This window comes from Paenibacillus sp. J2R1T-4, assembly GCF_059692235.1.
Genome location: NZ_JCAUBA010000003.1, coordinates 146,129 through 166,277, shown reverse-complemented (window position 1 = coordinate 166,277; position 20,149 = coordinate 146,129). Strand labels below are relative to the sequence as shown.

The 20,149-nt window shown below is 50.3% G+C and carries 13 protein-coding genes; 12 read left to right on the top strand and 1 reads right to left on the bottom strand.

Annotation, left to right across the window (positions count from 1 at the left end; genetic code table 11):
• Positions 1–67 precede the first annotated feature (67 nt).
• The 5 genes from AC58QD_RS07555 to AC58QD_RS07535 all read left to right on the top strand — a co-directional run bounded on the left by AC58QD_RS07555 (position 68) and on the right by AC58QD_RS07535 (position 10,970).
• Complete coding sequence (locus AC58QD_RS07555; RefSeq protein WP_497331660.1) at positions 68–1,663, top strand: extracellular solute-binding protein; 1,596 nt, start codon at positions 68–70, stop codon at positions 1,661–1,663.
• Between the two features lie 78 nt (positions 1,664–1,741).
• Positions 1,742–4,084: a helix-turn-helix domain-containing protein gene (locus tag AC58QD_RS07550; RefSeq protein WP_497331658.1), complete on the top strand. Its 2,343-nt coding sequence runs from the start codon at positions 1,742–1,744 to the stop codon at positions 4,082–4,084.
• A 26-nt stretch (positions 4,085–4,110) separates the two neighbouring features.
• Complete coding sequence (locus tag AC58QD_RS07545; RefSeq protein WP_497331656.1) at positions 4,111–5,187, top strand: TolB family protein; 1,077 nt, start codon at positions 4,111–4,113, stop codon at positions 5,185–5,187.
• 255 nt (positions 5,188–5,442) lie between these two features.
• The gene (locus AC58QD_RS07540; RefSeq protein WP_497331654.1) at positions 5,443–9,912 is read left to right on the top strand and encodes an OmpL47-type beta-barrel domain-containing protein; all 4,470 of its coding nucleotides are present in this window, start codon (positions 5,443–5,445) and stop codon (positions 9,910–9,912) included.
• Between the two features lie 254 nt (positions 9,913–10,166).
• Complete coding sequence (locus AC58QD_RS07535) at positions 10,167–10,970, top strand: polysaccharide deacetylase family protein (RefSeq protein WP_497331652.1); 804 nt, start codon at positions 10,167–10,169, stop codon at positions 10,968–10,970.
• A gap of 696 nt (positions 10,971–11,666) precedes the next feature.
• On the opposite strand, the gene AC58QD_RS07530 is transcribed toward AC58QD_RS07535, so the two are convergent.
• On the bottom strand, positions 11,667–12,566 hold the full coding sequence (locus tag AC58QD_RS07530; protein WP_497331650.1) for an AraC family transcriptional regulator: 900 nt from the start codon (positions 12,564–12,566) through the stop codon (positions 11,667–11,669).
• Positions 12,567–12,661: 95 nt separating this feature from the next.
• On the opposite strand from AC58QD_RS07530, the gene AC58QD_RS07525 reads away from it, so the two are divergent.
• The 7 genes from AC58QD_RS07525 to AC58QD_RS07495 all read left to right on the top strand — a co-directional run bounded on the left by AC58QD_RS07525 (position 12,662) and on the right by AC58QD_RS07495 (position 20,120).
• Positions 12,662–14,293 carry a LamG-like jellyroll fold domain-containing protein gene (locus AC58QD_RS07525; protein WP_497331648.1) on the top strand — a complete coding sequence of 544 codons (1,632 nt, stop codon included), beginning with the start codon at positions 12,662–12,664 and terminating at the stop codon, positions 14,291–14,293.
• 6 nt (positions 14,294–14,299) lie between these two features.
• Positions 14,300–14,560 (top strand): hypothetical protein, encoded by a 261-nt coding sequence (locus AC58QD_RS07520; protein ID WP_497331646.1) that lies wholly within the window; start codon positions 14,300–14,302, stop codon positions 14,558–14,560.
• Positions 14,561–14,602: 42 nt separating this feature from the next.
• On the top strand, positions 14,603–15,061 hold the full coding sequence (locus AC58QD_RS07515; RefSeq protein WP_497331644.1) for a hypothetical protein: 459 nt from the start codon (positions 14,603–14,605) through the stop codon (positions 15,059–15,061).
• A gap of 187 nt (positions 15,062–15,248) precedes the next feature.
• Entirely contained in the window at positions 15,249–15,692 is a 444-nt protein-coding gene (locus tag AC58QD_RS07510; RefSeq protein ID WP_497331642.1) for an HIT family protein, read from the top strand.
• Positions 15,693–15,980: 288 nt separating this feature from the next.
• Entirely contained in the window at positions 15,981–16,208 is a 228-nt protein-coding gene (locus AC58QD_RS07505) for a hypothetical protein (protein WP_497331640.1), read from the top strand.
• A 132-nt stretch (positions 16,209–16,340) separates the two neighbouring features.
• Positions 16,341–18,356, top strand: a complete 2,016-nt coding sequence (locus tag AC58QD_RS07500; RefSeq protein WP_497331638.1) for a helix-turn-helix transcriptional regulator — start codon at positions 16,341–16,343, stop codon at positions 18,354–18,356.
• A gap of 192 nt (positions 18,357–18,548) precedes the next feature.
• A complete protein-coding gene (locus AC58QD_RS07495; RefSeq protein WP_497331636.1) occupies positions 18,549–20,120 on the top strand; it encodes an extracellular solute-binding protein in 1,572 nt (523 codons plus the stop codon).
• Positions 20,121–20,149 lie beyond the last annotated feature (29 nt).

Sequence of the window (20,149 nt, the reverse complement as noted above, 5' to 3'; positions counted from 1 at the left end):
TTCCTCTATCGGTTCATAACGGCTTAAGCGCCTTATGATATAATCAATCTTTGTGGGAGGTCATGGTATGAAGAGAACAAAACGATGGGTGTTAGGCTCGACGATTCTGGCATTGACGCTGGGAACGGTGCTGGCCGGCTGCGGCAAGACGGAGGAAGGCGCAAGCGGGAGTCCGGCCCCAACCGCTGCGGGCAAGACTGAGGACAAGTACGACAAGCTGCCGAAGGCGATCAGCGTGTCGATGTTTGACCGCGCCGCCGTAGCGGCCGAAGAGGGCTCCTACGAACAGAACCGCTGGACCAAGTGGATTCAGGAGGAATCAGGCGTCCAGGTCAAGTACGTCCCGGTTCCCCGCGGCCAGGCACAGGATAAGCTAAATACGCTGATCGCCTCCGGCGAAGCGCCGGACCTGATCTGGGAGTATGACCGCAACTATATCGGTACGCTCGTCACGCAGGGCGTCATTCAACCGATCGACGAATATATCGAGAAATACAGCACGGTTCTCAAGAAATACATTAGCGAGAATCCGGATTTGAAGCCGTATATGACATTCGACGGCAAACTATATGGGATTACGACAAAACGGCCTGCGAACGCTTTGGTCAACGCCGGCATGTGGATCCGGCAGGATTGGTTGGACAAGGTGGGGATGAAAGCGCCGACGACGGAGGAAGAATTTTTCGCAGTCGTGAAGGCGTTCAAGGACAAAGGTCTTTCTGGCAGCGCAAACGCGCCAGTAGTTTCCATGTATGCCTGGCCTAACGTCATTGGGGGTCTTTATGCTACACACACCTCGCAATGGTACCTCGAAGGAGGCAAAATGACCAATGCGAACTTCGTCGACCGTAACGTAGGCGCAATCGGATTCGAAAGGAAGTTATATGAAAACGGGTACATCGACAAAGAATACTTGACCGACAAAAACAGCCAGAAGATGATGAGCGATTGGGCGCAAGGCAAAACAGGCGTTCTGATCGGCACGGTCGGCAACGGCATCGACAGTTACATGAAAGATCTGATGAAGAACGTTCCTGAAGCGAGTCCGGTGCCACTGGCCGCCTTTTCGACCCAATACGGCAAGTTTGGCGTTTACCAGGAAACGGGTGGCACTTATTACGTCGCGTTCAATAAGGACATGAAAAATCCGAAGGCGGCGATCCAATATCTTGACTGGATGCTTGACAAAGGCTGGTTTACGCTGGTCAATGGCACGGAGAACACGCATTACAAATTGGTGAATGGCGTCCCTCAAGTGATTGATGCGGACAAATTCAAGAAGGAGGTCGCTTACGCCGGCGAGTATGCGATTCTAATGAACAATGCCAAGACGTTCAAGCTGGAGGATTTGATCGTAAGAGCCCCCCAGGATGCGCTTTCGCAGCGCTGGGCGAAAATGAACGTCGAAGCGATGAAGACGGCGCTAAGCGTGCCGTTCCGCCGAGACATTCCGTATGTGCCGAACTCGCCGGAAATCGGCAACGTGTTTGCAAGCGTCGGGCCGAAGCTGACCGAGATCCGCACGAGAGCGATCGTCAAGGGCGACATCACACCGGAGCAGGCGCTTGATATGATGCGTAAGGAGTACAAGAGCGTCGGCGGGGACAAGGCGGATCAAGTCGCGCAGGAGTGGTACGAAAAGAATAAAGCAAATCTCAAATAATTCGATTGAGGAAATAACGGTCCTTGACTAGGGTAGGGAGTTATTTCCTCGTTCTTCAAGAACCCGGGGGGCAGCGGTATGTTTTGGCAGAAAAAGCGAAGTCATTCGAAGCGCGCGATAACGATTGTTTTGCTTTTTTTGAGCATTTGCATTGTTTCGACGGCAGGCTTGTCCTATTTCATCACGACCGATCACCTTCAAGCGGAAGTCGAACGAGCTAACATGTCGCTGCTCCAAGAGGTAAATGGCAAGCTGTTGTTAGTGCTGAAGGCAATCGACTCGGAGGAAATGCAATTTTTGCGCAGCCGGGATATGTGGGCGTTTATGGAGGACGATTCCGCCGGCCAGCAGGAAACCATCGACATCAACAACCGGATCAAAGATATACTGCTCAGCAACGACATCATCTTTTCAATCGATCTGTATTCGTATGCCAAGAAGCGCTGGTCGCAGACCAACCCGTTTCAGAATCAAGAGCCGGGTCTCGATTACCAGTGGATCAACGCATTCGAGCGATACAAAGGTTTCTATCAACTGATCGGCACGCGAAAGCTGTCCATAGACGAATCCAAAACGATTCAGTATAACGTGATTACGCTGATTCGTTCTTATCCGCTAACGCACGCGGAGGGATATCGGAGAGGCGCTGTCGCTTTCAATATCGATGAACGATCCATTTTCGATTTAATCAAAAATGCGATTGATCCTTCGTTCGGCTACATGTTCATTGCCGATGCGCAGGGAACGGTCATCAGCCACTCGGATAAATCCCTGATCGGATCGAAGGCAAGCGAATCGGTTTGGTCCACTCAGATGAGCGAGCAGAACGAAGGGCAGTTCAGTACGAGGATCAACGGCATTGGCAGAACCGTCTTTTATGTGAAGAGTCCTTATACGGGCTGGGAAATCATCAGCGTTGTGTCCGACTCGGAGCTCAGCAAGCCTTTGGTAAGGGTGCGGAATACGCTGCTCGGCATTTCTGTCGTTCTCCTGCTGCTGGCTGTCGCTATGTCGGCTGCAGTAAACAGCTGGATGTTCCGGCCTCTGAACCGGGTTCTCGCCAATGTATCTAAACAACTGCAGCAGTATCGTGCATATGAACGAAGGCACGAGTATACGGCAGACGATGAATTCGGCAGCATCGAACGGTCGCTGTCGCATATTTTGGCTGATAGCGACCGCATTTACCGGCAAATGCGCGAAACGCAGCCGGTTATCAAATGGCGGCTTGTGATGGATGCGCTCATAGGCGCGCGTAAAAATCCGGGCGAGCTGCTGCCCAGTCTGGAAGCGATCGGGTTCCCGCTCTATGACGGGCAAATGATGGTGATGGCCGCTGAGTTCGATCGAAAGTCGGAGATTGCCACGCCGCAGGATCTTCATTTATATTGCTATGCGCTCTGTAATGTGGCGGAGGAGATGATCAACACCGAATGCAGGGGGATCGCCATCGAAGCCCGTTCCGGCCTTGCAGTCATTCTGATCAGCTTTGCCGAATCGGATGGCGAAGCGAATGTTCTGCGGGTATTGGCGGTTGCCGAGCTGATCAAGAGCTATGTGGAGGAGCAGTTCAAGCGGACGATTTCTATCGGATTAGGACGCATGACGCTAGGGATGGACACGCTGCAGCAATCGTATCACGACGCTTTGTCCGCGCTGTCGTACAAGATGATTCTGGGCGGTAACACGATCATCTCCAGTGAGGATATTCGAGAGCCGGCGAGCGGAGAATTTATGAGGCTTCTCGGCATGACGGATGCGATTGTCGACTCCCTCCGGCTGACGGATCGCGAGAAGATGGCAAAGCAGGCGGAGCGCTGGTTTAGCGAGATGGCCGCCAGTGGCGCCGCGCCAGATATGATCCGGCAGCTCGTCGTGCAGTTTATGATGAAAGCGGCCAAAGCCGTAGGGGAGATCGATCCCGCGCTGCTTGAGGAGGCGCCGTCGCACCGGCTGTTCGACTTGCTCAGCCAGTATGAAAATATCCGACAGCTGTCCGATTACGCGATCGAGCAGCTAGGCCGGTATGCGGAACAAATCGGGGAGAAACGAAGCAGCCGGGAGCGAAACGACGTTATCGAGCGGATCACTGCTTTTATCGACGCTCGGTATATGCACAGCGATTTATCGCTCAATTATTTGGCAAGCGAATTCAAGCTGAGCGTGTCGCATATGAGCCGTCTTTTTAAGGAGCAGACGGAAAGGAACTTCATCGATTATTTGATGGACATTCGGATGCGGAAGGCGAAGGAACTGCTCGCCGGCACCGATATGCTGATTCGGGATGTGTCCGAAGCGGTCGGCTATACGAACGTCAGCAGCTTCGTGCGAATTTTCAAGAAAAGCACCGGCTTTACGCCGGGCGAGTATCAGGAACGTGAGCAAGCGTCGCACGGCAAAGCCGGGGATGCCGGCGTTTAAGAAGGCAGGAATTGGAGGGGATCACGATGCTGACGAGAAAATCGTTTGCGGATAAAATCACTGGGCTGCCGATTCTCGCAATCGGATGCGAACGGCGCGATACGGCGCATCATTACTTTACGGCGATGACATGGCTGTCGGACAGCAGGCATTTGATCGTGCACACGGATATCGACCGGGAGAAGATGACGGGAAGCGTCGTGCGCTTCGATACGGAAACGGGCGATGCGGAGGTGCTGGAGGAAGGACTTGCTTGGGGACGCGGAGTCGTTTCGTGCGATGACGTCCTGTATTTGTTCGACCGGAACGAGCTGTATGCCATCGACGCATGGAGCGGTGAGCGGCGCGCGGTATGCAAGTTGGAGGAGCAGTGCACGTTCTACGGACCTCTGTCGATCACGAACGACGGCAGGGCGCTTGGCGTGTATTGGTACGAGCAGCACCCGGACCTTACGGGGCAGTGGGTGATCGGAACGGTCGATACGGCGAACGGGGAAGTGCGCGAAGCGGCGCGTCCCTTGTTTGACAAACCTTACCCGATAGCGAATCATGCCATGATCAATCCGGTTGATCCGGAACTGGTGTTTTACTCCCACGAGGGCGCAACGGAGCACATACCGGATCGGCTGTGGGTGATCGATACCCGAACGGGGGAATCGCACAACGTCTTTCCGCAGAAAAAGGACGAGAGCGGGAAGCATATGGAGTATGTAGGGCATGAAATATGGGCGTTCGACGGCAGCGGACTTTACTTTGTCAAATATGCGCAAAGCCCGGATAAACCGACAGGCGTATATTTTACAGAGAAGCGGGGCGAGCGGCGCGAATTCGTTAACGGAGACTACAAATACTGGCATGTAGGCATCAGTCCCGACGGCCGGTATGCCGTGGCTGATACGCAAGAGCCCGGCATTTCCAAAATCGTGTTGATCGACACGGCCACGAAGCGGTCCAAGCTGCTATGCGAGCTGCCATGCCGAGGGGTACATCCCGGACACCCGCATCCATCGTTTAGCCCGGATAGCAGTAAGATCGCATTCACATTCTCCGATGAGCATGATGTGCTTCGAGTCGGCATTATGGACATTAGCGACTGCAAGTAGCATGGTGAAAAAGAGGGGGGGGATCATGACGATTGCAGTTTAAGCAGGAATGATAGGCCTGCATGATCAAGGATCATGCAGGAGATGTGGGATGGACCTGAACAAGCATGGATCGGGTGCCATTTTTCGATAATTAATGGAAACGCTTACTCTATTGTCGTTTACATGCTATCAGACCAAAAAGTAAGGTGCCGAAGATACGCACGACGTACGTGCGGCCCAAAATTTAGATGCCATAAAAGGGAGTGAGTTAACTTGGTAATAAAAAAATGGATGGTAAGCTTTATGCTGGTCCTGCTGCTTTTGTTCACTTCACCATTGTTTGGACTACTATCTTTAGGTAACACGAGAGCTATCGCTGCAGAACCGTTACAAAATGTTACGATCGGCAATTTTGAAAGCGATGAAGAACTTTGGAGTTTTGGCTTGGGCACCGAGTTTCCCGGAGCCAAAGGTGAGTATGTACGGGATGCGTCGGCTCCGAGATCCGGGACCTTTTCGGGGAAGCTGCACGGCGATTTCAGTGCGGGCGGCAAATATGTGTCTATCGGTAAAAATTTTCTGCCCTTGGATATGCAGAAGCTGGAGTTTTGGGTTAAGTCGGCCGACGCCTCCGCGGTCACGCTTCGGGTGATTGATTCGACCGGACAGGTGCATCAGCGGAAGATCGCGCTGGCGAATGTCAATTGGCAGAAGATCGAGATCTCTACCTTCAACATCGGGACGAACTATCTGTATTTCGGCGGCGCCAACGACGGCAAATGGCACGGTCCCGCTATTGGAATCTCCTTTTTGCTAGAGAAGTCCAATTTGATCGGCGGCAAAACGAGCGGAGACATTTGGATCGATGATGTGATCGCAACAGCTCCACCGCAAGAGCCACTGTGGGATGACGCAATCGGTAATTTTGAGAACGCCTTTGATATTTGGACAATAGGCATGGGGACCGGGGTAAAGGTCGATTACGTCCGGGATTCGTCGGAGTTCAAGGAGGGGAGCTTTTCGGGCAAGCTGACTATGGATTTTGGCATTAGCGGCAAAAGTGTTTCATTGGGCAGAAGCTTTTCTCCGAGGGAGATAAAGAAGCTTGGATTTTGGGTTAAAACAACGGATTTTTCTGTCATCCTGCTTCTGATGAAGGATTCGACGGGGCAGGTGCATCAACAGAAAATCGCCGTGGCGCCGACCGGTAATTGGCAGAAAATAGACGTGTTCAAGTTTAACGGCGGCACGAGCTATCTTCATTATAACGGGGCAAACGACGGGGTATGGCATGGTCCCGCCCAGGCAATTGGGTTTGTCACAGAGAAAACGGGCTTGGTCGGGGGCAAAACGAGCGGAGACATTCGCTTGGACAACATTGTGACCACATCCACCTTCCCGGATTTGTCCATCCAGCAGTCCCGAATGGGAAATATCTTCCTGGCGAATGAGTCTGCAGCCTTTCCTCTTGCAACAAGGGGAGACACTGTAAGTTGGAGTGTATACGATCATTTGGATCATAAAGTATTGGAAGGCAGGAATGGGGTGCAGGACGGGCAGTTGAATTTGACGATTCCTGTTCAGCAGCTAGGGTATTTTAAGCTGTCGGTTGCTGCTGAGAAGGCCGGTCAAATGATCAAAAGCGCGGAAATATCGTTTGCTCGATTAGCCGCCGATGACCCAACCCTTGTGAATAACTCTCCATTCGGAGTGTCTACTCACCTTGCAAGAACAAACGCCGGATGGAGTCCGGAGTTAAGTACGCTGCTTCGGCGCGCCGGGGCCAAAAACTTTCGAGATGAAATCACTTGGGTGGATGTCGAATATGAAAAAGGCAAATACCGTAAACCGCCGAACCGCGATGCTTTTATGCGGAGTACGCAACAAGACGGACTGAAGCCTTTCATTACGCTCGACTTTACCAATCCGTTTTACGATCAGGACAGTACTCCCTATACGGACGAAGGCCGCGAAGGGTTTGCAAATTACGGAAAGGCTTTGTTGGATCTATACGGCAATCAGATGGAATGGGTGGAAGTTTATAATGAGTTCAACGGAGGTTTCGGAGACAGAGGGAACGGTCCCGCTGACTCCCGTCCAGACTATTATTTTAAGCTCTTGAAGAAGACCTATGAGACGGTGAAAGCCGCCAGACCGGACGTCACGATTGTCGGCATGGCGTCGAACGTAGACATCCCCTGGATGGAGGAGGTATTCCGGCTCGGCGGGCTCCAGTACATGGACGCCGTTTCCATCCATCCGTACAATCGAACGCCGGATGGTATGCTGCAAGCCGTGCTTGATGCAAAAAGCTTGATCCGGAAATATAATCAAGGCCAAGACAAACCGGTCTGGATTACGGAAGTCGGCTGGCCAACGCTGATTGGCTTAGTCGAAAAAACGCAAATGGATTATTTGGTGCGTGCTTATGTGCAAGCGCTGGGCGCCGGCGTAGAGAAAGTATTCTGGTACGATTTGATGAACGATGGGATGCAAGCCGACAATGGTGAAAATAATTTTGGTCTCATTCGGCACCAGGACGATCCCAAAGGTCAGTTTACGCCGAAACCAGCCTATGCGGCTTATGGGGCGATGACCCGAGAATTGATAGACGCCTCATTCGTAGAACGGGAAACATTTGATGCGGATATTTTCAGCTACAGGTTCGATAAAAATGGCCGGAAGCTAAGAGTCGTTTGGGGCAATACCCCCGTGCAGGCAGCGATTCAAACGAATACGCCGATTCAAGTCACGGATATCATGGGGAACACGGAAACTTTCACACCGCTTAACGGCAAAGTGTATATGACTCTAACTTCGGAGCCCATCTACATCCAAAGCGACATTGACGGCATTGCGCTCGATTCGACGTTCGCCCTCAAGGGGGCAGAGGCGGTAACCGCCGAGCCCGTTGCGCTGACGGTGGAAGCGAATAATACATCCGCATCGCCTCTCGCCGCTTCATTCACGGTGGAAGGCTCGACATTCTCTTTGTACGCGGGAGCCGGTCAGGGCGTATCACAGCCGTTTGCCCTGCCTGGATTGAGCCAGGAAGGCATTCGCTATGTAACAGGCGATTTGACAGTGAACGGGAACCGAATCGGAAGACTGAAGCATGCCATTCAGACACTCCCTTCTTACCGTGTAAGAATCATTCCAGTTATTACAGATGTGAATACAAAAGCTGAGGCATTGAAGATACAAATTCAGAACTATTCCAAGCAGCAAGGGCTAGTCGTCAGGAAAGCCGATTGGCAGTTCGGTAACCAGTCAGGCACACAAGATTTGACCAATGTGATTCCTCCGGACACCATCAAGACGTTTGATATTCCACTGAGCGGCTTTAATTACGGAGTAAGCAACCAAGCGCAAGTGACCGTCCAATTTGACGGAAAAGCATCTTTTGTTTATGGAGGGAAGCTGGATTTCAATCCGATCCTCCCCGGAACGGTACAAATTGACGGCGTGGCTGATCCTGCGATCATTGCTTCGTCGCCAACCGCCCTATTGTCGCAAGGAACGGTAAAAATGCAAAATTATACCGGTCCTTCGGATTTGGACGGCAGTGTATGGGTGAACTGGGATCAGGATCATTTCAATCTGACCGCGAAAATCCGGGACGATGTTCATTACACGCCTGCAAGCGGAGCGGAAATTTGGAAAAATGACAGCCTCCAGTTTGCTGCAATGGCGGGTATCCCTGGAGAAAATCTGGGTTTCTATGAAATAGGTATTTCCCAGACGCCTCAGGGACCGCAAATCTTTCGTTGGTTTTCACCTAATACCAGCGTCAGGGAGCTGATAACGAACGGTTCCTTGCAGATTTCGCGAGATGAAGTGCAGAAGGTTACGGTTTATGAACTTGCGCTTCCTTGGTCGGAGCTTGCACCGATCAAACCGGAAAAACAGGGTGCCTTCAGCTTCTCGCTGCTCGTTAATGATAACGATGGCACCGGTCGCAAAGGGTATATCGAGTGGGGCTCAGGTATTGGTGAAACGAAAGATCCCAAAAAATTCAGAACCGTTCAATGGATCATAACGGATGATACACCTCCGGTTACCGTTGCAGCATTGGAAGGGACGAAGCAGAACGGTTGGTACGTCACCGATGTCAAAGTAAATCTGATCGCTACGGATGACAAGTCCAGCGTTACGGAAACTGAATACAGTCTGGATGGAGGAGCCACTTGGACGAAATATCAGAACGAGCTTGTTTTTAAAGAAGATGGAGTCAATTCGCTGTCGTTCCGATCGACCGATCAGTTTGGTAATAAGGAACAGTCGCAAACGGTATCCTTCGCAATTGATCAAACCCCGCCGGCCGTTCAAATCAGCGGAGGGGGAACGTATACCGTCGATCAGACGGTAACGGTCACCTGCACCGCAATGGACGCCGTATCCGGCGTGGTATATAGCTCCTGCTCGGCTCCTTTGCTGAGCAGCCCGGCCTATCTATTGAACGTGGGCGACAATGCCATATCGGCATATGCGACTGATGCTGCCGGCAATTCTGGAACGGCGGCAACCACTGTTACTGTTAAGGTGACAGTGGATAGCCTGATCCGGCTCATCGAGGCTTGGGTCACCGGCAATGGCAGCCAAGGTATAGTTAACTCGCTTGGAACTAAGCTCCGGCAAGGACAGTTTGATGCCTTCATCAACGAAGTTCATGCGCAGAAAGGCAAGAAAATTTCCGAAGAAGCTGCGAATTACTTGTTGAAGTTTGTCAATGTTTTGAAGTGATAACAAGATTTCTTGAACACTTGCTCCCTCGATGGGGAGCAGGTGTTTTTACAAAATACGAAGGCCAGGTGGTTTATGATGTCGAAAATCGAAATGGAGCAGTTTACACACAGCTGCATACACCCTATAAGCTCGACCGGCTCGTGCTGACTGGATCGGGAATGGAGGGCAATTTTGATTCGCAAGCCGTAGTTGCGACCAGTAAACCAGTAACAATTGGAGAGTTTAATTAATGAAGGGAAAGGGCTGGAAATATGCCTAAAATCATGATGGCTTTTCCTCAGGGAAAGCATAAAGTTTTGACAATGAGTTATGATGATGGTCAAACAGCCGACATCAAGTTAGTGGAAATTTTCAATAAGTATGGCATGAAAGGAACGTTCCATCTGAACTCGGGGATGCTTGGCACAGATGGTCGTATAGCGGAAGAGGAGGTTGCTGCACTGTATCACGGACATGAGGTGTCCGCACATACGTTGACGCATCCTACGATTGCAAGGTGCCCGAAGGAGCAAATCATAGAAGAAATCTTGGAAGACAGGAAGAGATTGGAGCGTTTGGTTGGCTATCCTGTAAGAGGCATGTCATACCCTAATGGTTCTTACAACAAGACTATAAAAGAGATGCTGCCTTATCTGGGAGTGGAGTATGCAAGAACTGCACAGAGTACGGGGCAATTTGCGATGCCTGACGATTTGTTCGAGTGGAGGCCTACATGTCATCATAATGTGGACTTGATGAATGTGGCGGAAAATTTTGTGAACTTAAATAAAAAGCAATACTTGTACATGATGTATGTATGGGGGCACAGCTATGAGTTCGATCATGATCATACTTGGCCATTGGTAGAGAGCTTTTGCGAGTTTATCGGGAACAGGATGGATATCTGGTATGCGACTAATATAGAGATCGTGGATTATCTAAAAGCATTTCAAAATCTTAAATTCTCCGCTTCATGTCAATTCGTGTATAATCCCTCCGCATTATCCGTATGGCTTCAAGTCGACAATCATATTGTTGAAATAAAAGGCGGCAGCCAAATCGGATTTACGAGTTAAGCACCGGATTAACAACAAAGCAGCTGTGAAGTTTACTATGCAGCTGCTTTGTTGTTTATTTTTCATGGCTTACAGCCAATCAATCGTTTGAAACGTTCTGGTTTCCGCAGATTCCCTTGCTTTGAGGCACGGTCGCGGACTTTAACGTCTGATCTGTGAAGATAAAGCGAAGTCAGGGGCGGAACCAAAAGCGGAGATTATCCTGCATGCGCAAGGAGTTGTGGCATGGCCTCTTAACGTTAAGTACGCCGACTTACAAGACATCATGGTTGTGGCGGTGAGTAGACGGTACTGGATGAGAAAGTCACAAGTGTAAATAAAGAAATTACGGAAAGTCTCAAATGAAAATATAAAAAGTATCATTCGTAACAACCATAAAATTGGCTGTTATGACGCTTTTTTAGTCTCATTTGTAACCATTACGCACAGTGTGTGTTGTGAGTAATAGTTACAAATGAGACCAAGTTTATTAACGACTGAGACTTTTATTAGTGTTTATTTATAAAAGGACTAGGCATATCGTATTAGGCTCCTTCCCTTCCTGTCTGAGCTGGGGCGTGATGAGCGAGCCTCAAGTTCGCTCAAGAGCAGAGGTGCATTTAAAAGGCCAAACGATATGAAACCAGACATCCTGCGCGTAAAATCGTCTCGTTTCATACTGTCGATATGATTGTCCGATCCTTATAATTAGGAGCGTCAGGGGTCAGGACGGTGCAGCTTGCGAAATTTGGCGGGCGTTACGCCGGTTTTTTTGACAAACATGTCATTAAAGTTGTTTGCGCTGGAGTAGCCGACCTCCTCCGCGATTTGCAGCACGGTTTGGTCGCTATTGATCAGCAAGTCTTTGGCGATTTCCAGACGAGTGTCGAAAAGCTTCTGCTTAAAGGAGGTGTTGTAGTATTTGTTCAATACCCGGTTCGTTTGCCGGGGGCTCAAGTTTAATTGGGCGGCAAGCTCCTCCAGACTGCCGATCGGCTGGCGGTCGTGAAAAAACATGTCGATGATGCGTGTCCGCATGTCATCCTTCTGTTTGTTCGGCAGTTGATAAGGATACGTTTCCAGCTTGACCGATCGAACGAGATGGAGGATCAGCAGCACGAACAAACTTTGAATACAGGAATAACGGCCAAGCGAAGCCGTATCCAGCTCTTTCTTCAACCCATGCAGCAGTCCCGCGATCGTCCCGTCGTCTTGAAACCGATAATGGCGGATCGCCTCCAAGGTGGCGGCAATGTCACGCGTTTCCGGATCGAGGCCGCGACGGCCCGAGCCGGTTGCACGTGTATAGTTAAATTGCACAATGTAGCGCCGGATAGGATGACGAGGGGCTTCCTTAAACCGGTGATACACTTCGGGTCCGATGATCAGCACGTCGCCGGATTGGAGCGGAATTTCGTCGGTGTCCACGATGCAGCTGCCCCGTCCGGATAAAAAGCAGTGAACCTCGAAGGCATAATGGTTATGGTTTTTCGGCCAAACGTTGAAAGGGTCCGGCCCGAAGCTGGCATCCAGCAGAAGCTCTAGGCGCAGATCGCCGATGTTCGCTGTAATCTTCAAAGATTCGTACGACAGGCTGTTGTCCGAATGGTAAGACATGAAGGCTCGTCCCTCCCTCTCTATGTTAACGTAACCATTCGGCCTGCACCGGTCGAATTCCTGCTGGCGGCAACGCGCTGAAGGGAGGGGCATATATGGAAAACAAGGAGTGGTTGTCGATGACGGAAAAGGCAAACTGTATAGGATACTGGCCGCTGCGAACGAATACGGACGATGTGACCGAACACAGACGTCACGGAGCCGGACAGGCCGTTACGTTTAACGAAGAAGGCGCGGTGTTTGACGGCATCGGCTCGGCGGTGTCGCTGCCGGTAACGGAGGAAACGAACGGCAGCCGTCCGTTCAGCCTGTCGCTGCAGTTTCAGGTGAAGGACGGCAAAGGCTTCCTGCCGGGCGGCCTCGCCAGCGTGTACACGGAGGAGAAGATGGAAGGCTGGCACTTGTCGGTGCTGACGCAAGCCGGCGTTACATCGACCCAGTCCAACTGGCGCAACCTGCAGTTCGGCTGGAGCACGGCGAAGGGTGAAGACGTCTGGCGCGACTGGGGCAGCCCCGGCAATGGCCGGATGATCAGCGCGCTGTGCGTGCATGACGGCCATCTGTACGCCGGCACGTTCGACAACGCCGTCGATAACCGCGGCCGGGTGTTTCGTCTGGACGAGGCGGCGGGCGAGTGGATTGATTGCGGCCATCCGGACGACTGCAACTCAGTCTATGCGTTCGCCGAGTTCAAAGGCCATCTGTACGCCGGGACTATGCGTTACCGGGCGGGCGGCTCGTCCTTGCCGGATTCGCCGAATATCGAGCCGGGTGGCCGCGTGTATCGGTACAAGGGCGGGCAGGAGTGGGAGCTGTTCGGCGAGCTGCCGGTGCCGAACAACGACAGCGTGGGCGCGCTCACGGTTTATGACGATCAACTGATCGCGATGTCGTTTTACCCGCACGGCGTGTTCGCCTACGACGAGCACGGCAACTGCAAGCCGCTTGGCGCTCCCGGTCCGGAAGGCAACATCCGCACGTTCAATTTGGCGCCGCATCAGGGCGATTTGTACATCGGCTGCAACAGCAGTGGCGGCGTATACCGGCGCAAGCTCGACGAGCCGTGGACGTATTGCGGCAATGTGCCGACTTGCTCGCAGGTGTACTGCTTCTCGACGTTCCACAACCGGCTGCTGATGGGCATCTGGCATGAAGCCCGGATGCTGTGTTACGAGGGCGGCACGGAGTGGAGCGACTACGGGCTGATGGACGAGGAGCTCGAGGTGATGGGCGTCTCGGTGTTCAACGGCAAGCTGTACGGCGGCACCTTGCCGGGCGGCTTCGTGTATCGCTACAACGGAGAGCGGAATTGGGAGAAGATCGCCGTTCTGGAGGAGCCTGACCCGAATATCCGCTACCGCCGCGTCTGGTCGATGGCGGTGTACAACGGCAAGCTGTTCGCCGGCACGCTGCCGAGCGGCAAGGTGTGGAGCTTGAGCCGCGATCCGCTGGCGACGCATGACACGTCGCTCGCCGATGGCTGGCATCGCGCGGTCGTGACATACGACCGGAGCAAGCTTGCGCTGTACGTGGATGGCGCACTCGTGTCCGAGGCGGCCTGCGACGCCGGAACGATCGACATCGCGGCACTGGCCGGCTTACCGCTCACGCTCGGCAAAGGGCCGCAATGCCACTTCTCCGGCGTCATCCGCGAGGTCGAGCTGTTCGCCGGCGCGCTGACCGCGGACGAGGCGGCGCGCTTGTCCGGAAAGGGGGCCGGTGCATGAGCTACGATGCGGCAACGTGCTTCTTCTGCACAGGCGAGTACAAGGGCTATATGCGGGAGGTCGCCGAGCTGGACGAATCGCTGGTGCGAACGAGCCGGCGTGAAGGTGGAGCAGAGCCGGGGAGGGACGAGACAAGGGAACAAAGGGGTTCTCGCGGGTACGTATCATCCATTCACGCCGATTGGTATCGTTGTTGATCATAACCGTCCGCTGGATGTGCTTTCGCTTCCGACGCTGGCTTGGGATATGCCGCTGCCTATCCGCTGAACAGAGTAAGAAGCGTTCGCGCCGCTTGATCGGGCCGCGGATGTGAACGGAGTCGCGCATTTTCTGTTCCATCCGGCGATGCTGCTCCAGAACGACGACCAGGTCGGGACCGCTATGGTAGAACTGGTGCATCACGGAATCTCCCACGGACTGCAATGGTGGACGGCGGAGCAACTGTGGCAATGGCGACAGGTGCGCAAACAGATTAGATTCAGCTCAGTAGGGACGCGAATGCTCTACCGGAAGGTCGATCGATTCGGATTGCTAGTGATCGGAGAGGGAGATTTGCACGTCAGGCACGACTCGGGAGACAGTCCCATGGGCAAGGTAAAGCGGTTGGTCGAACGATTTGGCTGTCGGTATACGGAACTTGTTCTGGATATTCAGATGTGCCGCACTTTAGTATGGCTTGGATGTGGATTAAATCTTAAACCGATTCGCGCAAGATCGGGCGTTCAATCGCTTTTAAGCACTACGTATCGCTCACCAATAACGGACTAGGCTACGCGGAAAGCGGAGATGCCGCTACACTTAGGTGGGCGGCTTATTTCGATGATTTCTCCATCAAGCCGGTGGAAATGGTAGTCAGTTGTCGCAGTATTCTACGGCGATTCATTGATGAAACTGCGAGCGCCTTCTGTTTAATAGTTTAATAAATGACACCATTTGAATTCAGGAGGACAGCGACATGAGCAACACGCCGCACAAATGTTTCTATTGTACGGACGAATACAAAGGCTATATGAAGGAAGTATGCAAACTTCAGGTATCGACGGTGTATCTTAACAACGAACAAGAGTACCATGGTCGCTGTACGGTGGTGTTGAACAATCACAAAACCGAGTTGTTTCAGTTGGACGTCGAGGAGCGCAATCAATATATGAGCGATGTGGCGAAGGTTTCCGAGGCGTTAAAGAAGGAATTTGCAGCGGATAAAATCAATTATGCGGTGTACGGAGATATTGATTCGCACATTCATTTTCACGTCGTGCCCAAACATAAGCATTCGAAAAACTGGGGCTGGTCGTTCGAACTGACGGCGGGCGAAGGCAATGAGAAATTTCTGACCAACGAGGAATATGCGATGACGATTGAACGGATTCGCCAACATCTGATTGGAAAAAAGGTGTAAGGTATATGTCAGCAATTCTAAATAACGATGATGCTAACCTTTCAGAAAAACAAGTTGTACCTGAAAGACCATTTAAATGAAACGGAGAAAATTGCCATTCCGGTAATTCTTCTCATATGTAAATATAATAAATACAGAAAGTCTCAATTGTTAACATTCAAAAACTCATTCGTTAATATAATAAGTGCCATTTTGTGATCTTTTTGGTCTCATTTGTAGCCATTACGCACAGTTTTTGTGAGTAATGGCTACAATTGAGACTGAATAAAGCAACAAATGAGACTTACTATGGCTAAAAATGAGATCAGTATTTTAAGCCTGTCAGATCAAACCCTTGATCTGACAAGCTTTTTTCATTTTTATGTTAAAATTGATTTGCAACACCCACCCGCTCCTAATAACCTTGATCTAACTGGCTTCCATCGTTTTGGAGTCGATAAAAACAAGGCCCCCGATAAGATTATTGTATATAATATCATTCCATTATATATTATATTTATGGTGTGCGTAAAATAGGGATATGCCAATAAATGGAAGTTGGTGAAGGTAGATTTGGGGGAGAACTTCTTGACGCTTCCATGCTAGTATATCTATATTGTTTGTATGTAAATTGAAGATTTCAGCAGCAGTATTTAAGGGGGTGTAGTGGTGACGAAAGATATTAAATCGTATATCTACAAAGTGATAATCGTTTTGGCGGTCGTCTCCAGTATTCCTTTTCTAATAGTTAGCGCTTACAATATTAATTTGTTCTTAACCAAAACGGTGGAGCTTATCAATTCGAAAAACGAAAACGAATTAACTCGAACCGGCGCTTTGATGGAGAGAACGCTTCAGCAAATTATAGATTTCACGAATTCCATTACGCTAGACAGCCGTTTCGCCAATATTCGAACGAATTATGAACAATGGAAGGCATTGGGCGATATTACCAACTTAATTTATGCCAATCCCTATGTCACGGAAATCCTGTATTACAATGCTAATGAGAATATGTTGCTTATTTCCAATTATGGAATCGAACGAGATCCCAGTAACAGTCCGATACCGTGGATCGCCTCCGTTACATCCGGGATGTCCTTATACGGAATCGAGATCGTAGAGGGCAAGTCCAAGCTTGGGGCCCATGTTGCGTCTATTGTTCAACGGCTTCCTTCTTCAAGAGGAGACCGAAATTTTTTCATTTATAGCGTCAATCTTGATAAGATTTATGCTTCCTTTTTGCAAGAATTGAACGTGAACGCCGAGCTGTATAATTATTATCTTACAGACGCTGGCGGTAAAATCATGTTTCATCGGGAGCCGCAAAAATTCGGGATGAACCTTTCCGATATCGAGCGGGACCCAACAACCATCCAAATGAACGACTACAAACTCAATGCCTTTAATTGGCGATTAATTAGCGAAGTCAATACGAAGCAGTTGTACGGGGATGTCGCGAAATTAAAAAATACATTGTTTATCGTGGTCTCGGCCGTAGTCGTCTTCATGCTGGTTCTTATCCTGATCGGATTACGCGAGCTGTATAAACCATTTCATCGGATTGTCCTGAGAGTCAATGAAAACGAAGAACTGCTGAGAAAAACGCTTCTGCATCGTCTCTTGATGGGCCAGATCGGAATTAATCCGGACATAGAAAGATTAACTAAAGCATATGCGAGATCTCATCTTGTGACGATCATCAAAACTATGCCGTCGATGGATGAAATCGGCTATGACCCCGTACGCATGAGAAAATCGATTGTAGACGGTTTAGACGGGAAATTCCGTTATGAAATGTTTGAAGAGGCGAATGAAACGTATATCTTGTTGTTCCAACTGGAGCATGAAGACGTGAACCGCTTTACTACCGATCTCTTGCTCAGCTTCAATGAAGACTTGCTGGAACGGCTGGAGATAAGCATCGGCGGCATTCATCCGCTCCATGACTTGCATAAGTCTTATCTCGAAGCCACGTATGCATACAATGTCGGGCGGATTTTTTCGCTCGATTCGAAGCTGTATTGCTATAATAAACTTCCGATGGATTACCATAACACGGTAGTTGAGACCCCAGCCGTTGAAGAAATGGAATTGGCGATTAAGCAGCAAAACGAGAGGAGCTTTACGAACGCCTTACATGCTTTGTTCTCCGAGCAAATTACGGTGGTCGAGTACAATTTGAATTTTTATACAGTTATTTCGCTTTTTCTGCGGATGTACGGGCAGAACAGCTTGGCGTTCCTGGATGAATTGAATAAATTGATTGCGGAAAAGGGCAACATGAACGTAACGGCCGTCAAGCAATTTTTATTTTCCAAGTTCCATAACTTTCGGGAATATGCGGTCGATACGAAGGATTACACCCGTAAGATTGACGATTTCATCGCGGCTCGCTACATGGATAATTTCTCCCTTGACGAAATGGCGGACTATACCGGGATTAGTAAGCAGCACTTGATTCATGTTTGCAAAAAAAGTTATAACCGGACACCCATTGAATACCTGAATGAGTATCGAGTCGAGAAGGCAAAACACCTATTATCGAATACGAGCACGAAAATTGCCGAGATCGGCTTGAAAACCGGATTCAACAGCAACAGCTACTTTGCCAGAGTCTTCAAGCAATTAACGGGAATCACGCCGTCCGAGTACAGAGAGCTGCGGGTCAACCGCAATAGTTAAATCCGTTGAACGAAACCGACTTCGACGTCGGTTTTTTGTTTTGGGATCGGGTTGTAATACAATATTCAACACGTTGAACAGGGGCAAAAAGCCCGTCGCTTCAACGGATTTAATATATTGGGATTGAATTGCGGGCAAGGCTGTTGTAGGTTGAAGCTATCCCGGCCGGGAACCAATGAGGAGGAATGAAGCGTGAAACAGAAAAGAAGGGGAAGGCTATGGCTCTCAGTCTTGTTAGTGTCTATCATGGCAACATCGGCAGCATGCAGCTCGTCAAGCTCCAAGGATTCGAAATCTACGGGGGAATCAACGCCAACCAAAGGCGCGGCAACCGCAGCGCCAAAAGCGCCTGTGAAGATCGTAGGGCTGAATAGCAGTGCCACATTCGATCGGAAGACGCCGGAAGAGAAGCATGTGCACGATATCATTCAGGAAAAAACAGGCGCCGATGTCAACATCGTCTTCTCGGAGGCAGGCCAGTACGTCACCAAGCGCAATCTGATGCTCTCCTCAGGCGAACAATTGGAATTCGCGGAAATGTCTATTGCGGATGCGATACAAGCTTACAATGACGGCGTCATTCTGTCTCTCAACGACTTGCTGGATAAATACGGACCGAACTTGAAGAAAAATGTATTGCCTGCCGCTTTTGAAAGAGTGACGTACAAAAATCAAATTCTGGGTATTCCGATTGAGACCCCTGTGATCACACCAAACGCTTTGCAAATCCGAACCGATTGGCTTGCCAAGTTAAAGTTAACGATGCCGAAAACCGTTGAAGATTATGAAAAGATCATGGAAGCGTTTAAAACCGGCGACCCGGACGGAAATGGAAGGGCCGATACCTATGCTTTGTCGACTGGTTCAGGCGGGAGGATTGACATGTTGGAATATGTCTTCGCTCCATTCTTCTTGCCAGCAGCTACAGAATGGTGGAAAGATAGCGACGGCAAAATTAAACCGCCCGAGCTTCACCCGAGCTATAAAGATATGATGGCCAAATTCGTAGAGTGGCAGAAAAAAGGGTATATCTGGCCCGATATGGTGCTCTCTACGGCGCCCAAGCAGCAAGAGTTGATCGCACAGAACAAAGCAGGAACCGTTGCAGCCACATTCTCCGGAACCATCATAAATGCAGTAGAGGTGCTTAGGAAAACGGTGCCGGATGCCCAATATGTCCCCGTCGCTTTAGAAGGCAAGGGGATCAATAAATTACCTGCGTCCCCTGCCGCCACATCGGCTTGGGTTATATTCAAGAAAAACGTCAGTCCCGAAACCGTCATGAAATATTTCGATTACCAAGCAACGCCGGAGGGGAGCGACCTGGTCTACTTCGGTGTTGAAGGCGAGAACTACACTCGGGGATCGAACAAGCTGGTCGAATTTATCGCGGAAGATAAGACGGATCTGTCCAAGGCCAAATATTACGCCAAATACAAGTCGGTGTTCATCAACTGGCCTGGAAGTCCCGTATGGCCCGCGAATACATGGACACACCAGGAATACAACTTGAAGCGGGAGCAAGTGCACAAGCTGCCTCGCTTTGAGCCGATTGACTCCAAAGTGCTTTACGACAATTCCAAATGGAAATCATTCTCCAAGCTGACGGATCTGAAAACGTATTGGACCGAGCAGAAGGTAAAAGTATTCAACGGAGAAATTCCGGTTGAGAACTGGGATAGCATTGTGAAGAAATGGCTGGAGATTGGCGGGCAACAAATGATTGACGACCGAAACGAGCAATTCGCGGCAGCTGCCAAGTAAAGCGTATGAACGGTTTCTGCTTCTGTTTG